Below are 17,215 nucleotides of genomic sequence, written 5' to 3' on the forward strand. Positions count from 1 at the left end.
TGAGGCATATATGGGAAGAATACGTGGAAATAGCAGAAGATGTAAGGCATACCGAATACGGTAAAGAATTATACCAAAAACGCGGAGAAACCATCGAACGGGTATTTGCGGATGCCAAAGAGAAACATGGCATGAGATATACAAATTTAAGAGGCTTGAGGAAAGTAGGAGATTACCTCACGCTTCTGTTTGCCTGCATGAATTTAAAGAAGTTAGCCACCTGGAAAAGAAAACAGAAAGAACTCCCCCCGGCAACACCAGTATACGGTGTTTTTTTATTTTCAAATTTTGGCTTTTGGTATATTTTACATATTATCTCGCATGTAAAAAAGGGTTCTATAATAAATGTTGGGGTAGGAGAAGGAAAATAAAAAGCATTGGGTCGAATACCTGTTAATAAAAACAACCAAAACCACTCATAAAGGAAGTATTCTTCCCAATGCAATTTCAGTTTAACAAAAATTTGCTTTTTTTAAAAGATCTGACACTCTGTGCGACTAAAGTCGACAGGTTCTTGTGTAGGTAGACTTCTGCTTCTAGCAACTGATCTACTTCCACAAGACTTTCGCTATCTATACAACTGACGTTGTATTTGCGATAGCTTTAGGCTCGTGTCTAAACCTTTTAAGCCTTTCATCCCAGCGACTAAAGTCGTGGGCTTTCAGGCTTTTATTTTGTAAACATCGATGATGTCAAGCAGTACGATAACTATTATGAGATAAGTATTTCTAAACCAGTAAGTCCTCATAAGTGCCCGGTGTGTAAAACAGAGACTAAAAAAATTCATGATTACCGGTATCAACGCATAAAAGATATTCCTTATTTAAATAAACCCTTACATTTGTTATACCGCAAACGCCGCTATAAATGCATCAAATGTGACAAAAAATTTTATGAAACAGCCGATTTTATCGGCAAATATCAAAGGTCATTGCACCGGTTTTAAGTGGGTTAAAGGTTTATTTGCCTGTTTCAAAACCAGGCCGCAAAAATATAGTATCCAAAAATATAGTATCTATTGCTTGCTTCCGGGAAAGCATTTTACAAAGTGTTCCCTAATTGTATTTACGACATGGTAGAAAGTACAAAAAAGGTAGCAGGTATTTGACCACTAACACCTGCTACCCCAACTATTGACAAAGAACCAAAATAAAAAGACGGCCCGGTATTTTTAACCAGGCCGTCTTAAAAAAATCTGCCCTGATAATAACATCATTTTTTCTGCTTGTACATATTCTCAATCACATCTGCATAATGCTGGAGGATAACGCGCTTTTTAGTTTTCTGAGTAGGAGTAAGTTCTCCGTTTTCTTCGGTAAAACGCCTCCTGATTATAGTATACTGCTTGATAACCTCGAATTCTTCCAGCTGGCTGTTAACCTGTTTAACGGTTTTGTCTATCATATCCTGCAACAGGGGCTGATTTATGAAATCTTCTCCTACTTCTACACAGATCTGCGCTCCATTGATTTCAGAAAACACCACTTTTTCTTTGTCATAGCTTATACCCTCACGGTCAAACAGTTCCATAAAGTAAGCAAAATTAGGAACAATCAAGGCAGTTATATAATTGCGCTCATCTCCGACTATGAAAACCTGTTCTACAGCTATGCTGGTAGCAAACAGTCCTTCAATTTTGAGCGGAGCTACATTTTTGCCGATAGCCAGACATATAATAGATTTCTTGCGGTCCACAATCCGGTAATAGCCGTTCTCATCAATTACCCCAATATCCCCAGTTTTAAACCAGCCATCTTCAGTAAACGCTTCTTTCGTCTCTTCCGGTTTATTAAGATAGCCTACAAAAACACCTGCTCCACTGACTTCTATCTCCCCGTCCGGAGCCAGCCTTATCCGCGAACCACAGGCTTCCGGACCTACGGTACCTGGTTTGGCTGCCCGCATAGGATTATAAGCAACAGCCGAAGTAGTCTCCGTAAGCCCATACCCTTCCATAACCGGTACTCCTACCGTATAGAAAAACTTCAAAAGGTCTGGTGCAATACCGGCACTGGCAGAAAAAGCAAAACGCATCCGATTGCCAAAAAGTGCCCTCACCTTGGCAAAAAGCTTATCTGCTATACTATACTTTATCCTTAAACCGAAAGGAAGCCGGGATTTTAAGTCAAACTCCCAGGTCATATTATAGCGCCCATATTCATCCATACGGTATTTCAGCGCTTCTTCTCCTACTTTTAAGGCCCAATCAAAAAGCTTTTTCTTCACAGGACTTGCTGCCAGCTGCTGCTGAAACTGCATATATATGCGTTCATAAAGGCGGGGAACACAGCTGAACCAGGTAGGATTATACTTTTTCATATCTTCCAGCAGAGTAGCCGGACTGTCCGCATAAGCAATGGTAGCGCCAACCCATATAGCCGTCCACTGGGAACATCCCCGGTCAAAAATGTGGGATAAAGGCAGGAACGATAATACCGTATCATTTTCATCCAGAGGATGTCCGCTTTTATTAAAATAATCGTAAGTGCCGTCCATACGGGAAGAAAAGCTCCAGTGGCTTAATATAGCTCCTTTTCCCTGTCCGGTCGTCCCTGAAGTATAAAGAATAGTAGCCCAGTCCTCCATCTTGTTATTCTGCCAGCGCTCATCATATTCTTTTTTCTTAGCCTTAAAATTTTTCCGTCCCAGTTCCACCAGCTCACCCAGACTCATTACCATGGGATGACTGCTCTTATAATTCATCTGGAGCATGATTATCTTCTGCAAGGTAGGCATGGAAAAAAGGCCGGGAAGAATACGGTTTAGTATGTTTTCATCACCTACAAAAAGATACCTGCTCTCCGAGTCATTTACGATATATTCCACTTCCTGCCGGGAAAGGGTAGGATAAACAGTAACCAGTACTGCTCCGCAGTTTATGACTGCTACATCGGCATGAGTCCAGTACGGACTGTTTCGAGCCATCAAAGCTACCCGTTCACCTTTAGCCAGCCCCAGGCTCAATAAGCCGCAGCCGATAAGCTCTACCCTTTCCGCCATTTCCTTCCAGGTAAATTTACCTCCATTATCCCCTCCATACAAATCAGGATTAAACACTTGCGCCGTACGCTCCGGAAAACTGTTCACCGTGTTGTAAAAAGCCTGACTCATGGTAAGATTTTTTCGGTACATCACATTGCCCTCCCTTTTTACTCTCTTTAAAAATTACGCATCATATTACGATGCATAATTTTGTTTTTTAAAATATTTATTTATATAAATATTTTACTATGTTATTTTCTATATAGCAATAAAAAATATAACAGCTGTTCGGAGTCCAGCTGTTATACCATAAAATCATCTTAAATTATATTGGCCTTGCGCAAAGCTTCATATAAAACGGGAACTACCTGTTTTTTACGCGACATTACCCCTTTCAGGAATATACTCCCATCCTCCCTTTTATTGCCAAAAGCCTGTTCGACCAGAAAACTTTTCTCTCCGCTTATTATGAGCTCTGTCGCCTCTTCCATAATATCGGTAACCATTAAACACATAAAAGCATAGTTGCGCTTATGGCATATCTCCTGCATAGCCTTTATTAAACCTTTTTTGCGCTCAGCCAGCTTTTCTAAATCCAGAGTTTCTACCTGGGATATAGCAAAAACTGTATTCCCGCTTTTATACTCCTTTAAATCTTCATTCAGCAGTTCTTCATCACTCAAACGTTCCAGATGATCGCTGTTGTTAAATATCTTTTTTCCCCACTCCAGAAGGTCAAGCCCGGAAAATTCTCCCAGCTTTCTGGCTACCTGCCGGTCTTTTTCCGTAGTAGTAGGAGACTTGAAAATCATGGTATCAGATAAAATTCCTGACAGCATAAGCGCAGCCAGTTTATTCGTTATATGCATCCGGCTTTCCAAAAACATACTGCCAATTAAAGTACAGGTCGAGCCTACCGGTTCATTGCGGAAATAGATAGGGGAAATCGTCTCCACATCGCCAATCCGGTGATGGTCAACTATTTCCAGAACTTCGGCTTCTTCAATGCCGTTTACCGCCTGTTTACGTTCATTGTGGTCAACCAGAATAAGCTTTTTCCTTTTCATGGCCAGCAGATTATGCCTGGATACCATGCCCAAAAAATAGTTATTTTCATCAACTACCGGATAATTGCGGTAGCGGGTAGAAAGCATCATTTTTCGCACTTCGCCTACCGGTTCATCTTTTTCAAAAAGCACCAGATCCCTGGTTTTCATAATATCCGCCACTTTATAATTAAATATTTCCCTCAAAATACGGGGACTTTCCTCTATATCCCGGCCTCCACCTAAATTGTCCATAAAAATCATCGCCAGATCGCCAATAGTCAAAAGTCCCAAAAACTTGCGGTCTTCATCTAAAACCGGCATAGTCTTTATATTATACCGGCGCATGATATTGCCGAGTTCAATTATACTCATATCAGCCGTAGCATATATAATATCTTTATCTTCCAGCAAATCTTCAGCCGTAGTATAAACATTTTCCAAAACTAGAGGCATTTCAAATTCCAGTTCATGCAGTAAAGAAACTATATCCTCACTTAATTCACCAGCTGCCGCTGCTACATATATCCCTTCATCAGTAGCCTGTTTATAAACTTTATAGCTTATGGCAGCAGCTACGGAGTCTATATCCGGATTTTTATGCCCTATTACATATACCGGCTTCATCGCATGTCCCCTCCTTCAAGATAGTTTCTCCTTATCTCCATCTTTCTACCCCGGTAAGCAGAAGATTGACTATAAACTGGGCAGCCAGAACATCCTCCAGCGAATTTCTGCTGGCAGCAACTACCGCAATCCCTGTATGGCTGGGACGCAGATTATCCACCGCCCTTTTTACTGCGGATAAAGCAGGTTCGATACCTTTTTTATAAAGAGTGCGGGCTACCGTACCTGTTATTACCTGCCTGGTTTCCAGAAAAGCTGCATCATAAGCTACTCCACCTGTATCCGTAACTGCTACTACCACTCTGTCCTTCATGTCTGCCAGTTTGGGAGTTTCCGCTCCTATATTGGGGATTACGGCTTCAATAACCCCTTTCTCGCTCTCTATCCCTTTGATAACCTTGCTGCAGCGGGCAATACGTTCCTGTTCCGTGCCGGTGCGCGGTTCGGCTACTATTATCACCCCCCGGCTTCTTTCCCGGGCTAATCTTCCCGCCTCTTGGCCAATTTTTTCGGGAGCTACCGTAACCGGCGCCCTGGTAAAATCAGGGCTGGCACCTAAAACAGCATAAGCCCCTGCATCCAGGGCACTTTCCAGGGTAGTTGACATATCAATCACATCCACGATCATAACCAGCATCCCTTCACGGGCTGCTTCTTTAGCCCCGCTAGCATCAGTCGTCATTATTATCCGGGGCGACTTTGCCATAATATCCTCCGCCTCCTGGTAAAATATTAAGCTTCCCTTCTCTCATCTTCCTTACTACCTCGGCAACTCTCTCTCCTGCCACTCTTGCTATATCATCAATAGAAGCCTTTTCCATTATCTCTATTTCACTCCCGTAAAAAGAGAGAAGTTTTTCCACCGTCTTTTTCCCTATGGCAGGTAGTTCCTTAAGCGGCACCCGGTATTTATAAGGAGGACGCCCTACCGGATGATGGGGTATATCATAATCTTTTATCTCCTGTATGCGATCCCATACCCCTTTAACTAAATTTTTCTCCCCTCCACAGGAAGGACACTTTAAAACCGGAGGAGGAGCATCAGCTATTTTTTTACAATCCGGGCAAAAACTGCGGTGATATTTTCCCAGCCGGGGATCCATGCCATAATTAGCCTTTATCCTTCGCCCTTCTTTCTCTTCCAGGCACATATAAAGTTCGCTAAAATTCAAACCCCGCATAGCAAAAAGATTATATTCTCTTCCTACATTGGCTGAAGAATGAGCATCGGAATTAGATAAAAAAACGAAACGATGCGTTTCCTCAATCATATCTGCCATTTCGGTATCGGCACTAAGCCCTAGCTCAAGAGCTTTTATCTGTTTTATATCTTCTCTAAGCAGATTATAAATCCTATCCGTAACCATACCGTATATCCCTTTATGGGGAGTAAAAGCATGAGCCGGACACAAAAATCCGGAAAGCAAAAGAGAAAGATCTATCAATTCCGCCAGATTAGCTGTACATTTCTGGGTAGAAAGATTTAAGTTCTTCATCCTGGTTTGCATATACTTCTGATAGTGATAGAGGCTTTCCCGATAAGGAAGATAGATCACCACATGGGCCCCTTCTTCGGTTTCCACTTCACAGCCGGTAATCAGCATGACTCCATTTTTCGCTATAAAACCTCCCCGGGAATGCTCCTCAAGTTCTCCCCGCGCCAGCATATCTTCTATCTCAGATAAAACCAGCGGGCTTCCGGCATCTACTATCCCTACTATATCCAGCCCCTTAATTTCAGCATCATGAAATATAATCTGGTGCAGAGTAAGCTTGCGGGAAGCAGTAATCTTAACTGGCCTTCCCCCGGCCCAGCCTATGTGTATATGTAAATCCCCAAAATAGAGCACAAAAAGCCCTCCCCAGCTATCTAGCCTATTTGCAACCTGGCCCACTGGATGCCTATAATGCTCTTGGCATCTTTTATTTCCCCTTTAAGCACCATTTCATAAGCCCGGGCCAAAGAAATAACTTCTACCTCCACAAACTCATCCTCATCCAGTCGCTGCGTACCCTGGCTAAGTCTGGTGGCTAAAAAAAGATGAATCTTTTCATCCGTAAAGCCTGGGGCAGTATAAAAAGAGGCAAGTTTTTCCCAGCTGGCAGCAATAAGTCCGGTTTCCTCCCTAAGTTCCCTCTTAGCAGCCTCCAGGGGCTCTTCATCCTCATCATTCAGTATTCCTGCCGGAATTTCCAGCAATACTTTTTCTACCGGCTTCCGGTACTGCCGCACCATATAAATATTCCCCTTTTCATCCAGGGCCACTACGGCTACTGCTTCTTTATGTTTTACAATCTCCCGGGTACTTTCCCTGCCATCAGGCAGGAGAACTGTATCCACATTTAACTGCACAATCCTTCCTTTAAATATAGTCTCCCTTTTTACTGTTTTTTCCTCCCACATAAAATCCCACTAACCTCCTGCATATTTTTGCCAGCCATGCATAAACTGATGATGAGGTGATGAAGGTGAATATAAATATAATCGTACAAAAAAAGGGAATAATCTATATGGGTAAAATCAAAGACCTGCCTTATTTGTTTGCCGGCTATCCACCCCATACTACTTTAGCAGAATTTATAAGGCTTCATCTAAACTAGCTGCACACGGTTTAAAGGCTGGCCTTTAAGTATTTTTATAACCGCAGCAGCCGAAGCTCCCAGGGCGAGGAAGAATTCTTTTTCTTCTTTTACTCCTCTTCCCATAGTAGTTATATTTATTTCGGCCTGCTCAAGGATTTCCAGTATATCATGACCATCTTCCAGACAAACCTGGTAGCGTTCCCACGACCCAGCATATCTCAGCTGTTCAAATACATAGGACATCTTATCTTCATCCATAACCGGCAGAGGAAGAAGAGCCCTTGCCCGGCAGACACGGCTTATAACGGTCAAGGTATGATGGCTTATCCCTTTATGCCGGCTACGGGGATCAGTAAAGCTTATGCGGGGTACACATACCGGCAGACCCTGAAGAACTTCTACCGCATTCAGGATATCTCCCTGCTCAATGCCGGTAAATCCCCATCTGGTGCCGGTCCCTACTATGCCTGGGCCCATGCTGACAACAATAACATCCGGCCTGAACACCTCTTTTGCCGCCAGGAGGCCGGAATATATATTGACTGCCTCTAAATCGCCGCCAAAAGCATGGCCTACCGTAACCGTACCTGATAGCAGCCTTTTTTCCTTAAGATAGCTTACCGTATGGCTGAAATATATAGGCAGGGCAGCACCATCAGTCATTACATAGGCAATTTTAAATCCTTCCCGCGCCAGCTGCAAACAAAGAGGTGCTAACATGGAATGCAGAGTAGCAACTAATACCGGGGTATTATCCAGGCTATCACCGTATTTAAGCTTTTCATGATAAGGGCTGGCTTCTTCTTCCACACTCAATACCTTAAGCTGCATAGGGGTATATCTTAATTTCATTATATGCCCCCCGGGACTTAGACTCTTTTCCGGGCGGCTTAAATTAGCCATAATGTAATGATATCCTCCAGTTCCCAGGTTTAGAGTAACTGCCGTAGTATTTAAAAGCACTTCATCTCCAATCCGCACTTCTCCTACCAGGTCAGGGTAAGCTATGCATTTTGCTTCTTTATCCCCTACCAGAACTTTGAATCCTTTAATGCCCGGACGGGCAAATAGTTCTTCCCTTATAACCCCTTTTTTTATTTCTATCATATTAATTCCCTGCTTTCCTAAGCTCTACATAAGTTTCAATAATAGAAAGGACAAGCCGCACATCAGTCAGCAGATCATCAATCTTAATATATTCTTCGGTAGTATGCACCTTTTTCATGCCAATACCCAGATTGGCACAAGGGATACCAGCTCCATTTATTATGGAAGCATCACTTCCTCCCCCTGTGCCGGTAAATACAGGCTCAATACCTATCCTGGCACACGCCCGGGCCGCTATCTTAACTACCTCGCTCTCCTTATCCAGCTTTACTCCCGGATAAAGAGCCTGAATTTTAACCTCACCCCGGGCTCCTTCCCTTTCCACTTCCCTTAAAAATATACTGGTAAGCTCCTCCGTAATCTTATGCAGCTTTTCCCGGCTGAGGCTCCTGGCCTCTCCTTTGATATGACAAAAATCAGCCACAATATTGCGGGCTTTGCCCCCTGCAATCAAGCCCAAATTGCAGGTAGTTTCCTCATCAACCCTTCCACAGGGCATCCTGCAAAGAGCAGCAGCTGCTGCTTTTATGGCATTGACTCCATTTTCCGGGTCTATTCCCGCATGGGCCGCCTTTCCATATACCATATATTCTATTTCATGATGCCAGGGAGACTTTATAACAATCGTTCCCGGCTCTCCCCCAGCATCAAGTACATAAGCTATCCTGGCCTGCACCCGGCTAAAATCAAAATTTTTAGCTCCTTTAAGCCCTTCTTCCTCCGCCACCGTAAACAACAACTCCAGGGGAGGATAAAGCCGGTTTTCCTCGCGCAAAATATCTATAACCTCAAAGAGTACGGCAATAGCTGCTTTATCATCAGAACCTAAAATAGTATCTCCCCGGCTGCGGATAATTTCTCCCTCCACCACCGCTTTTATGCCCTCTCCTGGTTTTACCGTATCCATATGGGCAGAAAAAAGAAGCGGCGGCAGATCTAAATTGCCAGGCACCCGAACCAGCAAATTACCTGCATTCCCTCCAATAATCTTCCCAGCTTCATCTTCTTCCACAGCTAAGCCCCGCTTCAAGCTCTCCCTTTTCAGAAATTCCTTAAACTCTCCCTCCTTAAGGGAAACCGAGCTGATACTGACCATTTCTATGAACTTCTCTACCAGCCTTTTCTGGTTAAGCACCATTATTTCCTCCTCAACCTTTTATCTTCCCAGATCATCCAGCCATTTTAAAACCTTGCTGTGCTCGATAGTCTCGGTAAGGGAATATTTTTCGGTATAAAGGTGTACTGCCAGCAGAAAAACCAGAATCCCCAGACGATAAGGGAAATCAAGACTTGTTACACATAAATAGCCTAAAACCAGCCCCAAAACATTGGAGCCGGCATCTCCCATCATAGCTCTGGCCTTAAGGTCAACCGGAAAATAAACTATAACTGCTCCAACTACCGGCAAAATGAGCAGAAAATTCAGCTGCCAGCGCGCTAAAGCAGCAATAATAAGTCCTAAAAACAAAAACCCTTTAACTGCACGGCCCGGCCTTAAATCCAAAAGATTTAGCAAATTGGTAAAAAGGGCAATTATTAAAGTATTTATAATTATATCATACCAGCCGTTCGATAAAGCCAGAGCTAAAAATAAGGATATAAATCCTCCTCCCAGAGCCTTTAACCCGCCCGTAGTAAGCCTTCCTTTAAAAAGAGCACTAAAATGGCCTTTAAACCCTAAAGTATCGCGCCCTCCCAGGCGATCATCAATAAAACCCAGAAAAGAAATAGCAACCACACCAAAAATAAATAGAAGGTACGCATCTTCGTACCATCCCCAAAGCTCATAAATTACCACTACTATGATAAGGGCCATAGGAAAAGATAAGCCTGCACTTACAGGTATATCAACCCCCTGAAAGTTTTTGGCCGTCGCCCCTGTTTCCCTCAACATATTAAGAAGTAAAAAAAGCACCGCCCCTTCGGCCAGAGCCCCTAAAAGCAAAGGTATTACCTGCATAAGGTAAAATGTAGTCAAAATCACTTCCTCCTCAGCTCATCTTTTATAACCTTCAGCACATCAATAAACTGTTTTCCTCTATGCATAAATCCTTTTATATCTCTTCCCGTTTCATTATGGCGCATAGAAGTAGGAACCTCCAGTACTCGAAACCCTTTGCGCAAAGCACTCAGGGTCATCCCCAGTTCTACCCCGTAAGCCTCTTTAAACGGAGTAACCGCCTCCAGGACTTCTCTGGTCATGGCCCTCTGCCCGCTTAAAGGAGCTACGGCTTCCAGATTCCCGGTTTTTTTTATAATCCAGGCTGCAGTCCCTTTTACCAACCCAAAACCTCCTTTTTTGCTCGGAGGGCCAAAAGCGGCAATACATAGATCAGCCTCCCCTTCCATAACCGGTTTTATAATTTTGGAGGCTTCAGCTGCTGTTTCACCTAAATCCCCATCTAAAAAAACTACTATATCCGCATCCTGCAAATAAGGTAAGGCAGCATTCATAGCCCCTCCTTTGCCCCGATTAACCTCTAGATCCAGAAGCTCTACCCCGGCCTTTTTGACTTTTTCTGCCGTATCATCAGTAGATCCATCATTCACTACCAGAATACGGTTTATCTCCCTTACCTTTTTTACCCCTTCCAGGGTTGCGCCGATGCGTTCCCCTTCATTATAAGCAGGAATAACCGCAGTTATTCTCATCTTTTTTCACCTCCCAGGGCATCAACCGGGAGAGAAGGCATAAATTTTTCGGCCGTTTCTTTAATCCCATAATGTCCAGCTTCTCCTTCTAAAGCAAAAACCAGGGCTATCTGTCCTGTACTTAAATCTATATTATCCACCGTACTTATATTATTCTTCTGATAATCAGGCATATAAGAATACTCTACATCAGAAACCTCAACCCCCAGCACCTTTACTCCTTCGGCCAGCAGACCCTCAATAAGCCTCTGGTCAAAAACAGGGGCCAGATAATTTTCTACACTGTTGCATCCTCCTACCAGAATTACGCCATTCACCTGTTTAGTATAATCCCCATTAAACTTTACCAGCTCATTTTCCTGCAAAAACTTTATTTCCTCAGGAGTCGCCTTATTTACTACGGCCTGAGCCACACTTTCGGCTATATACTGCCTTAAAACATCTGGTGAAGTATCAGCTGGAAGATGATAAAAATCGATTACCTTTTTAATGATTTTTGCATTGCCCATTTTTATATTGGCCAAAACTACCGTTTTGGAACTTACTTCCGCCCCGGCTAAATTAAGTGCATTTATCATACCTGCCGGTATATCACCAGTACCTGTAACTACCACCGCCAGTTTATAGTCTTTTAGATGGTCTTTTACCAGAAAAGGCATAACTGTCCGGCTGTAATTCTCATAGTTTTCAATGATGCGGTTTTTATTCTCATTCTGCTTAAGCAATACATTTTCTCTTTCCCTTAATACTTTAAATTCATTTTCCAGCCGGTCGATAATCTTTTGCTGCTGGTCAACTAAAATGCCATCTCCTTTAATGGTGCTGCCAATAAGTATACCTAATCCCAGAGCTAAAAAAACAGCGATAATCGTTGCAATATGATATCTTATATCTACCATAAAACCTTACTCCTTAGACTAAATATTGAAAAGCAGCTTAAGCTGAAGCCAAAGCAAACGAAAAAAAGGCTTGGTAGCCGGAGAAACCCATAATATTATGGTTATGGGGACCATTGCTGCCATCAAAAGCTGCATCAAATACTTGGAAGAAAGGCTCTGTTTATAAAGCTGGCTTACCCCTCTCGCATCTACCAGGATAGACCCAACTTTCAAGCGCACCAAAAAAGTGCTTCCCATCCCTTTGCGCCCCTTTTCCAGAAAGTCAATCATATTGGAATGGGTACCTACAGCTACAATAAGGCTGGCTCCATATTCCCAGGCCAGTATCATGGCCACATCCTCACTGGTCCCCGGCATAGCCATTATTTTAGCATCAATTCCCATTTTTTTTACCCTTTCCAGCCCGGGAGCCCTGCCATCAGCATAAGCGTGTACAACTATTTCGGCTCCGCTTTTTAAAGCTTCATCGGAAACACTATCCATATCACCTACAATTATATCAGGCTTAAGACCAAATTCCAGAAGAGCGTCTGCTCCCCCATCCACCCCAATCAAAACCGGCCTTTCTTCCTGAATGTAAAAACTTATCGTGCGCAGGTCTTCTTTATAACTGCTTCCTCTAACTACTATAAGCACATGTTTGCCCAGCATATCCGTATTAAGGGCAGGAACCTCGATATTTCCCAGCAGGATATCTTTTTCCTTTTTGGCATATTCCAGGGTATTATCCACAAAATTGTCCAGTTCAATTTTGATATTCTGATTAGCTTCTCTTATTTTCTCTTCCACATCTTTTAAAGTGAGGATTTTACCCCGGGCAACCATCCTGTCTCCCACGAAAACCATATCATCTTTTATTATTACGGTAGAGCCTTCCTTTATTTCTTCAAAAACCGCTTCTCCGACTTCATCTATTATAGGTATCCCGGCTTTTAAAATCTTATAAGCCCCTCGTGCCGGATAACGGCCGGTTATAGAAGGCAAGGCATTAATGATAGCCTGCGGCTTTATATCAATCAGAGCATTGGCTGCTACCTCATCTATATCATCATGATTTATAATCGCAATCTCATTTTTTCTCAGCCTTTTCACCAGATTTTTCGTACGCCTATCCAATCTGGCTTTTCCTTTTATAAGCATAGGCCACCCCATAGATAAATAAAATCTTATACCTGGACATTTACTATTATTGGCATTATTATCCTTCAAATTAGTATTATAACATATCCCTATAAGCAGGACCAAAAAATATTCTCCGCCCGGGAAAGCTACAGCAATTTTTTCTTCCTGGTGATTATTCTTTCCCTTTACCTGCCCAAAAATTTAAAACCGCCAAAAAGGCAGGCGGTTTTAACAATTTTATCAGCAAGTTAAATTTTATGCACCCGATGGGCTTAACTAACCTTATTTTCTAAGCGAAGGCGATCAGCAATGATGGCTATAAATTCAGAATTAGTCGGTTTACCTTTTTCGCCATTTATAGTATAGCCAAAAAACTTATTTATTTTTTCAATATCGCCCCGGTCCCAGGCCAGTTCAATAGCATGTCTTATAGCTCTCTCCACCCGGCTGGGAGTAGTATCATATTTTTGCGCAATAGCAGGATATAATTCCTTGGTTACTGCTCCCAGATAATTTATCTCTTCCACTACCATCATAATCGCTTCCCGCAAATATTGATAGCCTTTCACATGGGCAGGAACTCCAATCTCATGTATAACCTTGGTAACTTCCACTTCCAAATCCTTCTGGGTAGAAACCGGCTTAAAATAAGTTTCCACCGCCATATTTCTCCGTGCTTCATGCTTCGGTCCTGTATTGCGTACTATTTCCTTTACCCTTTCCCCCAGGAGCTGTAAATTAAAAGGTTTAAGAATATAATAATCTGCCCCCAGCTGTACCGCCTTCTGGGTTATATTTTCCTGGCCAAAGGCAGTGAGGACTATTATTTTGGGAGGATTTGACAGTTTTAAATTCCCTATCTGTTCCAAAACACCGATACCATCAACATAAGGCATAATGAGATCCAGTATTAAGACTTCTACTTCTTCCTGACGCAAGGTTTCCAAAACTTCCATCCCGTTATTGCATATACCGACCAGCTCAAAATCCTCCTCATTGGTAAAATATTCCCTCAAAATACCGCAAAACTCCCGATTGTCATCGGCTAACAAAACTCTTATGGGCTTATTTTCGCTAAACATAAGACACAATTCCCCCTCATCCCGCTTTATAAAATTCCTTTTTAATTTATTTAATTTTTTCGACTATACACCAACTATTTCCTGCTTTTTTTTTCTATCAAATTAATTGATAATCCTGCAGACAATAACATAAATATACAAACCCTTCCCCTATCCTTATATATAAAAAATTATTTATTTTCCTTGTTTCTCCATATAACCATATATTGGTAGCTAAAATAAACTGGTCAATTTGTCGAAACTTTATTGTTCTCCTTCCTGCAATCCTCCAGCTCAGCCAGCATATTATCCATAAATACCCCATATCCGCGAGTAGGATCATTCAGAAAAACATGAGTTACTGCCCCGATTATTTTTCCATCCTGGACAATAGGACTTCCACTCATGCCCTGAATTATGCCTCCGGTTAAACTTAAAAGCCGGGGATCCGTAACCCTGATAATCATACCTTTACCATTTTGTCTCTCCGGATAAACCTTTTCTATCTCAATCGCAAATTTTTCAATACTGTCCCCATTTACCACTGTATACATTTCTGCTGGTCCCTTCTTTACCTGATGAGCATACCCTACCTCTATAGCATAATCATATAGAGGATTTCTTACTTCTCCTTCAGTTTGTCCATAAATTCCAAAAAGGGTATTTTTTATAATGTTGCCCGCAATTTCTCCTTCACTAGCAAAAACCCCAATTTTTTCCCCCGGCCTTCCCGGTCTTCCCGGCTTTATAGTCTGCACGGAAGCACTCATAATCTTTCCTTTTAATACATCTATCCCCTGTTTCGTATCAGCATCAATTATTATATGTCCCAGAGCGGCATAGACTTTAGATTCGGGATCCCAGAAGCTTAAGGTGCCTACTCCTATTACTCCATCTCGTACATAAAGCCCTATCCTGTATCTACCAGTTTCCCGACAAAAATACCCCTTTACCGGTAGGCTGATAATCTTGTCCTCTCTTTTTATCCTTAAACTGAAGGTTTCGTCTTTTTTGCTATCTATAATGCGAGCCAGATCATTTTCGGTTTTTACTTCATATCCATCCACTGCCATAATAAGATCACCTATCTCCACTCCCTGTTCCCGAGCCGGTGATATCTTCTCTCCTTCATCGGTGATGATAGGAGCAAAACCTACCACCATGATACCGTTAGACTGAAGTAAAACCCCTATGGAATGTCCCCCTAAAACTACCCTTTTAACCGGAACTGACTCTACCTCAATCGTCTTTACAGGAACATAGCCTAAAACCTTAAGGGTAACTTCCGCCCTGCCCGGTTTTAAAGCTAAAATTTCATAACCAGTCGCACTTTTTCTAACCATCACGGGAGCATCTTGAGGCTCAGCAAAAACACTTGCATAATCTTCTTTTATTAACATTTCCAGCCGGTTGCTGATTTTTGCAGGAAGCTCAACTTTTATGCTCCTTTTTTCGCCTACCACCAATTTGGTGCTGTCAGGCAAAGTCAAAATACTCCGCATCTGCGGAGTAAAACATAAAGCCAAAAATAAGATAGCTATTATAAAACCTAAAACTGGACGCCAGCGATTATATCCGCCGCTCAAAGCTTTCACTCCCCTGTAAAATCGCACTGCACTACATATTTTTTCCTCCCCTTGGGGAAAGTATACACAGACTAAGAGCACAAGGGGATGGTTCCTTTGTGTCATTTTAAAATCACACAAATTAACCATCCCCTTGATTTTTTACCTCCTTTTTCTCAGCTCGGCAAATATATCACTGAGCTCAACCTCTTTTTCTACCATCAAAACCATAAGGTGATAAATAAGATCAGCTATTTCGTAAACAGTTTCTCCTTTATCTGGATTCTTGGCGGCAATTATAACTTCCGCCGTTTCTTCCCCCACTTTTTTAAGTATTTTATCGATTCCCTGGTTGAAAAGATAAGCCGTATAAGAGCCTTCCGGCCTATTCTCCTTCCTGCTCTTTATTATCTCGTAAAGTTCAAACAGAATAGCAGGCCCTTCTTTGCCTGGCGCATAGATAACTTCTTCGTCAAAAACTTTTTCCTCTACTTCCCTTCCTTCTATATCCCGGTAAAAACAGGAGTAATGCCCGGTATGGCAGGCTACACCGGTTTGCTCCACTTTTATTAATAAAGTATCGGCATCACAGTCATAACTTATCTCTTTTACCTCCTGGATATGGCCTGACTCTTCCCCTTTCATCCACAGTTTCTGCCGGCTGCGGGAATAAAACCAGGTTTTACCGGTTTCTATAGTTTTTTTTAAGGCTTCCTCATTCATATAAGCCATCATCAAAACCTGTCCTGTTTTATAATCCTGTATTATAGCAGGAATAAGTCCCTTCTGGTCAAATTGCAAATTATCTAGCATAATCTTATCGGCACTCCTTTAGCTTTTAAATAATCTTTAGCCTCTTTTATGGTATATTCCCGGTAGTGAAAAATAGAAGCACACAAAACCGCATCGGCTCTGCCTTCTATCAATCCTTCATACAGATGCTCTAGATTGCCTGCTCCTCCCGAAGCAATCACCGGAATACCTACACTATCGCTCACGGCCCGGGTAAGTTCAAGGTCATACCCATCCTTAGTTCCATCTTTATCCATGCTGGTAAGAAGGATCTCGCCTGCCCCCAGCTTTTCTGCCTTTTTGGCCCATTCTACCGCATCCAGGCCGGCAGGTATCCTGCCCCCGTTTATATATACTTCCCATCTTTCTTCTCCGGTTTTGCGGGCATCTATGGCTACCACTATACACTGGCTGCCGAATTTTCTGGCTCCTTCCGTAATAATACCCGGTTCCCTTACCGCGGCAGAATTTATTGATACCTTGTCGGCACCAGCCTTTAACATTTCCCTTATATCATCAATATTCCTTATCCCACCACCTACGGCAAAAGGAATAAAAACCTCCCGGGCGGTGCGCATAACTACATCTACCATCGTTTTTCTCCCTTCATGGGAGGCAGTTATATCCAGGAATACCAGTTCATCAGCCCCTTCCCTATCATAAAAAGAGGCTAATTCCACCGGGTCACCGGCATCCCTTAAGTTTACAAAATTTACCCCTTTTACTACCCTTCCCGCATGTACATCCAGACACGGAATTATCCTTTTGGCCAGCATATA

General features: G+C 42.5%; 17 protein-coding genes and 1 pseudogene. 3 read left to right on the forward strand and 15 right to left on the reverse strand.

Translation table 11 applies throughout. From position 1 onward, the window contains the following. Together BUB92_RS11985 and BUB92_RS00015 are read left to right on the forward strand one after the other, a co-directional pair. Positions 1 to 224: pseudogene (locus BUB92_RS11985) on the forward strand (transposase); the annotation flags it as partial. A gap of 500 nt (positions 225 to 724) precedes the next feature. After that, complete coding sequence (locus tag BUB92_RS00015) at positions 725 to 946, forward strand: transposase family protein (RefSeq protein ID WP_278280482.1); 222 nt, start codon at positions 725 to 727, stop codon at positions 944 to 946. 266 nt (positions 947 to 1,212) lie between these two features. Here BUB92_RS00015 and BUB92_RS00020 read toward each other — a convergent pair whose 3' ends face one another. From BUB92_RS00020 to BUB92_RS00040, 5 genes are all read right to left on the reverse strand, one after another. Beyond that, complete coding sequence (locus tag BUB92_RS00020) at positions 1,213 to 3,132, reverse strand: AMP-dependent synthetase/ligase (protein WP_073088719.1); 1,920 nt, start codon at positions 3,130 to 3,132, stop codon at positions 1,213 to 1,215. 170 nt (positions 3,133 to 3,302) lie between these two features. Continuing rightward, entirely contained in the window at positions 3,303 to 4,655 is a 1,353-nt protein-coding gene (locus tag BUB92_RS00025; RefSeq protein WP_073088721.1) for a putative manganese-dependent inorganic diphosphatase, read from the reverse strand. Positions 4,656 to 4,686: 31 nt separating this feature from the next. Next, positions 4,687 to 5,361, reverse strand: a complete 675-nt coding sequence (locus BUB92_RS00030) for a hypothetical protein (protein ID WP_073088722.1) — start codon at positions 5,359 to 5,361, stop codon at positions 4,687 to 4,689. After that, positions 5,327 to 6,505: an endonuclease Q family protein gene (locus BUB92_RS00035; protein WP_073088724.1), complete on the reverse strand. Its 1,179-nt coding sequence runs from the start codon at positions 6,503 to 6,505 to the stop codon at positions 5,327 to 5,329. The genes BUB92_RS00030 and BUB92_RS00035 overlap by 35 nt, the downstream gene beginning before the upstream one ends. A 20-nt stretch (positions 6,506 to 6,525) precedes the next feature. Then, a complete protein-coding gene (locus BUB92_RS00040; protein WP_073088726.1) occupies positions 6,526 to 7,059 on the reverse strand; it encodes an NUDIX domain-containing protein in 534 nt (177 codons plus the stop codon). A gap of 65 nt (positions 7,060 to 7,124) precedes the next feature. On the opposite strand from BUB92_RS00040, the gene BUB92_RS11900 reads away from it, so the two are divergent. Beyond that, a complete protein-coding gene (locus BUB92_RS11900) occupies positions 7,125 to 7,256 on the forward strand; it encodes a hypothetical protein (RefSeq protein ID WP_278280478.1) in 132 nt (43 codons plus the stop codon). On the opposite strand, the gene BUB92_RS00045 is transcribed toward BUB92_RS11900, so the two are convergent. The 10 genes from BUB92_RS00045 to hisF form a co-directional block, all read right to left on the reverse strand. Further along, positions 7,248 to 8,345: a DUF3866 family protein gene (locus BUB92_RS00045; protein ID WP_073088727.1), complete on the reverse strand. Its 1,098-nt coding sequence runs from the start codon at positions 8,343 to 8,345 to the stop codon at positions 7,248 to 7,250. The two genes, BUB92_RS11900 and BUB92_RS00045, sit on opposite strands and share 9 nt — an antisense overlap. Before the next feature lies 1 nt (position 8,346). Further along, positions 8,347 to 9,480: a M20/M25/M40 family metallo-hydrolase gene (locus tag BUB92_RS00050; protein ID WP_073088919.1), complete on the reverse strand. Its 1,134-nt coding sequence runs from the start codon at positions 9,478 to 9,480 to the stop codon at positions 8,347 to 8,349. A 21-nt stretch (positions 9,481 to 9,501) separates the two neighbouring features. Then, the gene (locus BUB92_RS00055; RefSeq protein ID WP_242938958.1) at positions 9,502 to 10,323 is read right to left on the reverse strand and encodes an MraY family glycosyltransferase; all 822 of its coding nucleotides are present in this window, start codon (positions 10,321 to 10,323) and stop codon (positions 9,502 to 9,504) included. Positions 10,324 to 10,325: 2 nt separating this feature from the next. Continuing rightward, positions 10,326 to 10,997 carry a glycosyltransferase family 2 protein gene (locus tag BUB92_RS00060; protein ID WP_073088729.1) on the reverse strand — a complete coding sequence of 224 codons (672 nt, stop codon included), beginning with the start codon at positions 10,995 to 10,997 and terminating at the stop codon, positions 10,326 to 10,328. Next, positions 10,994 to 11,896, reverse strand: coding sequence for a copper transporter (locus BUB92_RS00065; RefSeq protein ID WP_073088730.1), 903 nt, complete (start codon positions 11,894 to 11,896; stop codon positions 10,994 to 10,996). The genes BUB92_RS00060 and BUB92_RS00065 overlap by 4 nt, the downstream gene beginning before the upstream one ends. Positions 11,897 to 11,914: 18 nt before the next feature. Continuing rightward, complete coding sequence (gene steA, locus BUB92_RS00070; protein WP_073088922.1) at positions 11,915 to 13,036, reverse strand: putative cytokinetic ring protein SteA; 1,122 nt, start codon at positions 13,034 to 13,036, stop codon at positions 11,915 to 11,917. 254 nt (positions 13,037 to 13,290) lie between these two features. Beyond that, positions 13,291 to 14,100 carry a sporulation transcription factor Spo0A gene (gene spo0A / locus BUB92_RS00075; protein WP_073088732.1) on the reverse strand — a complete coding sequence of 270 codons (810 nt, stop codon included), beginning with the start codon at positions 14,098 to 14,100 and terminating at the stop codon, positions 13,291 to 13,293. 227 nt (positions 14,101 to 14,327) lie between these two features. Then, positions 14,328 to 15,665, reverse strand: coding sequence for a SpoIVB peptidase (spoIVB, locus tag BUB92_RS00080; RefSeq protein WP_073088924.1), 1,338 nt, complete (start codon positions 15,663 to 15,665; stop codon positions 14,328 to 14,330). Between the two features lie 141 nt (positions 15,666 to 15,806). Continuing rightward, positions 15,807 to 16,457 carry a bifunctional phosphoribosyl-AMP cyclohydrolase/phosphoribosyl-ATP diphosphatase HisIE gene (gene hisIE / locus BUB92_RS00085; protein ID WP_073088733.1) on the reverse strand — a complete coding sequence of 217 codons (651 nt, stop codon included), beginning with the start codon at positions 16,455 to 16,457 and terminating at the stop codon, positions 15,807 to 15,809. Beyond that, positions 16,451 to 17,212, reverse strand: a complete 762-nt coding sequence (gene hisF / locus BUB92_RS00090; RefSeq protein ID WP_073088734.1) for an imidazole glycerol phosphate synthase subunit HisF — start codon at positions 17,210 to 17,212, stop codon at positions 16,451 to 16,453. Before hisF ends, hisIE begins: the two co-directional genes overlap by 7 nt. Positions 17,213 to 17,215: the final 3 nt, after the last annotated feature.

This window comes from Thermosyntropha lipolytica DSM 11003, from assembly GCF_900129805.1.
Classification (GTDB): domain Bacteria; phylum Bacillota; class Syntrophomonadia; order Syntrophomonadales; family Syntrophomonadaceae; genus Thermosyntropha; species Thermosyntropha lipolytica.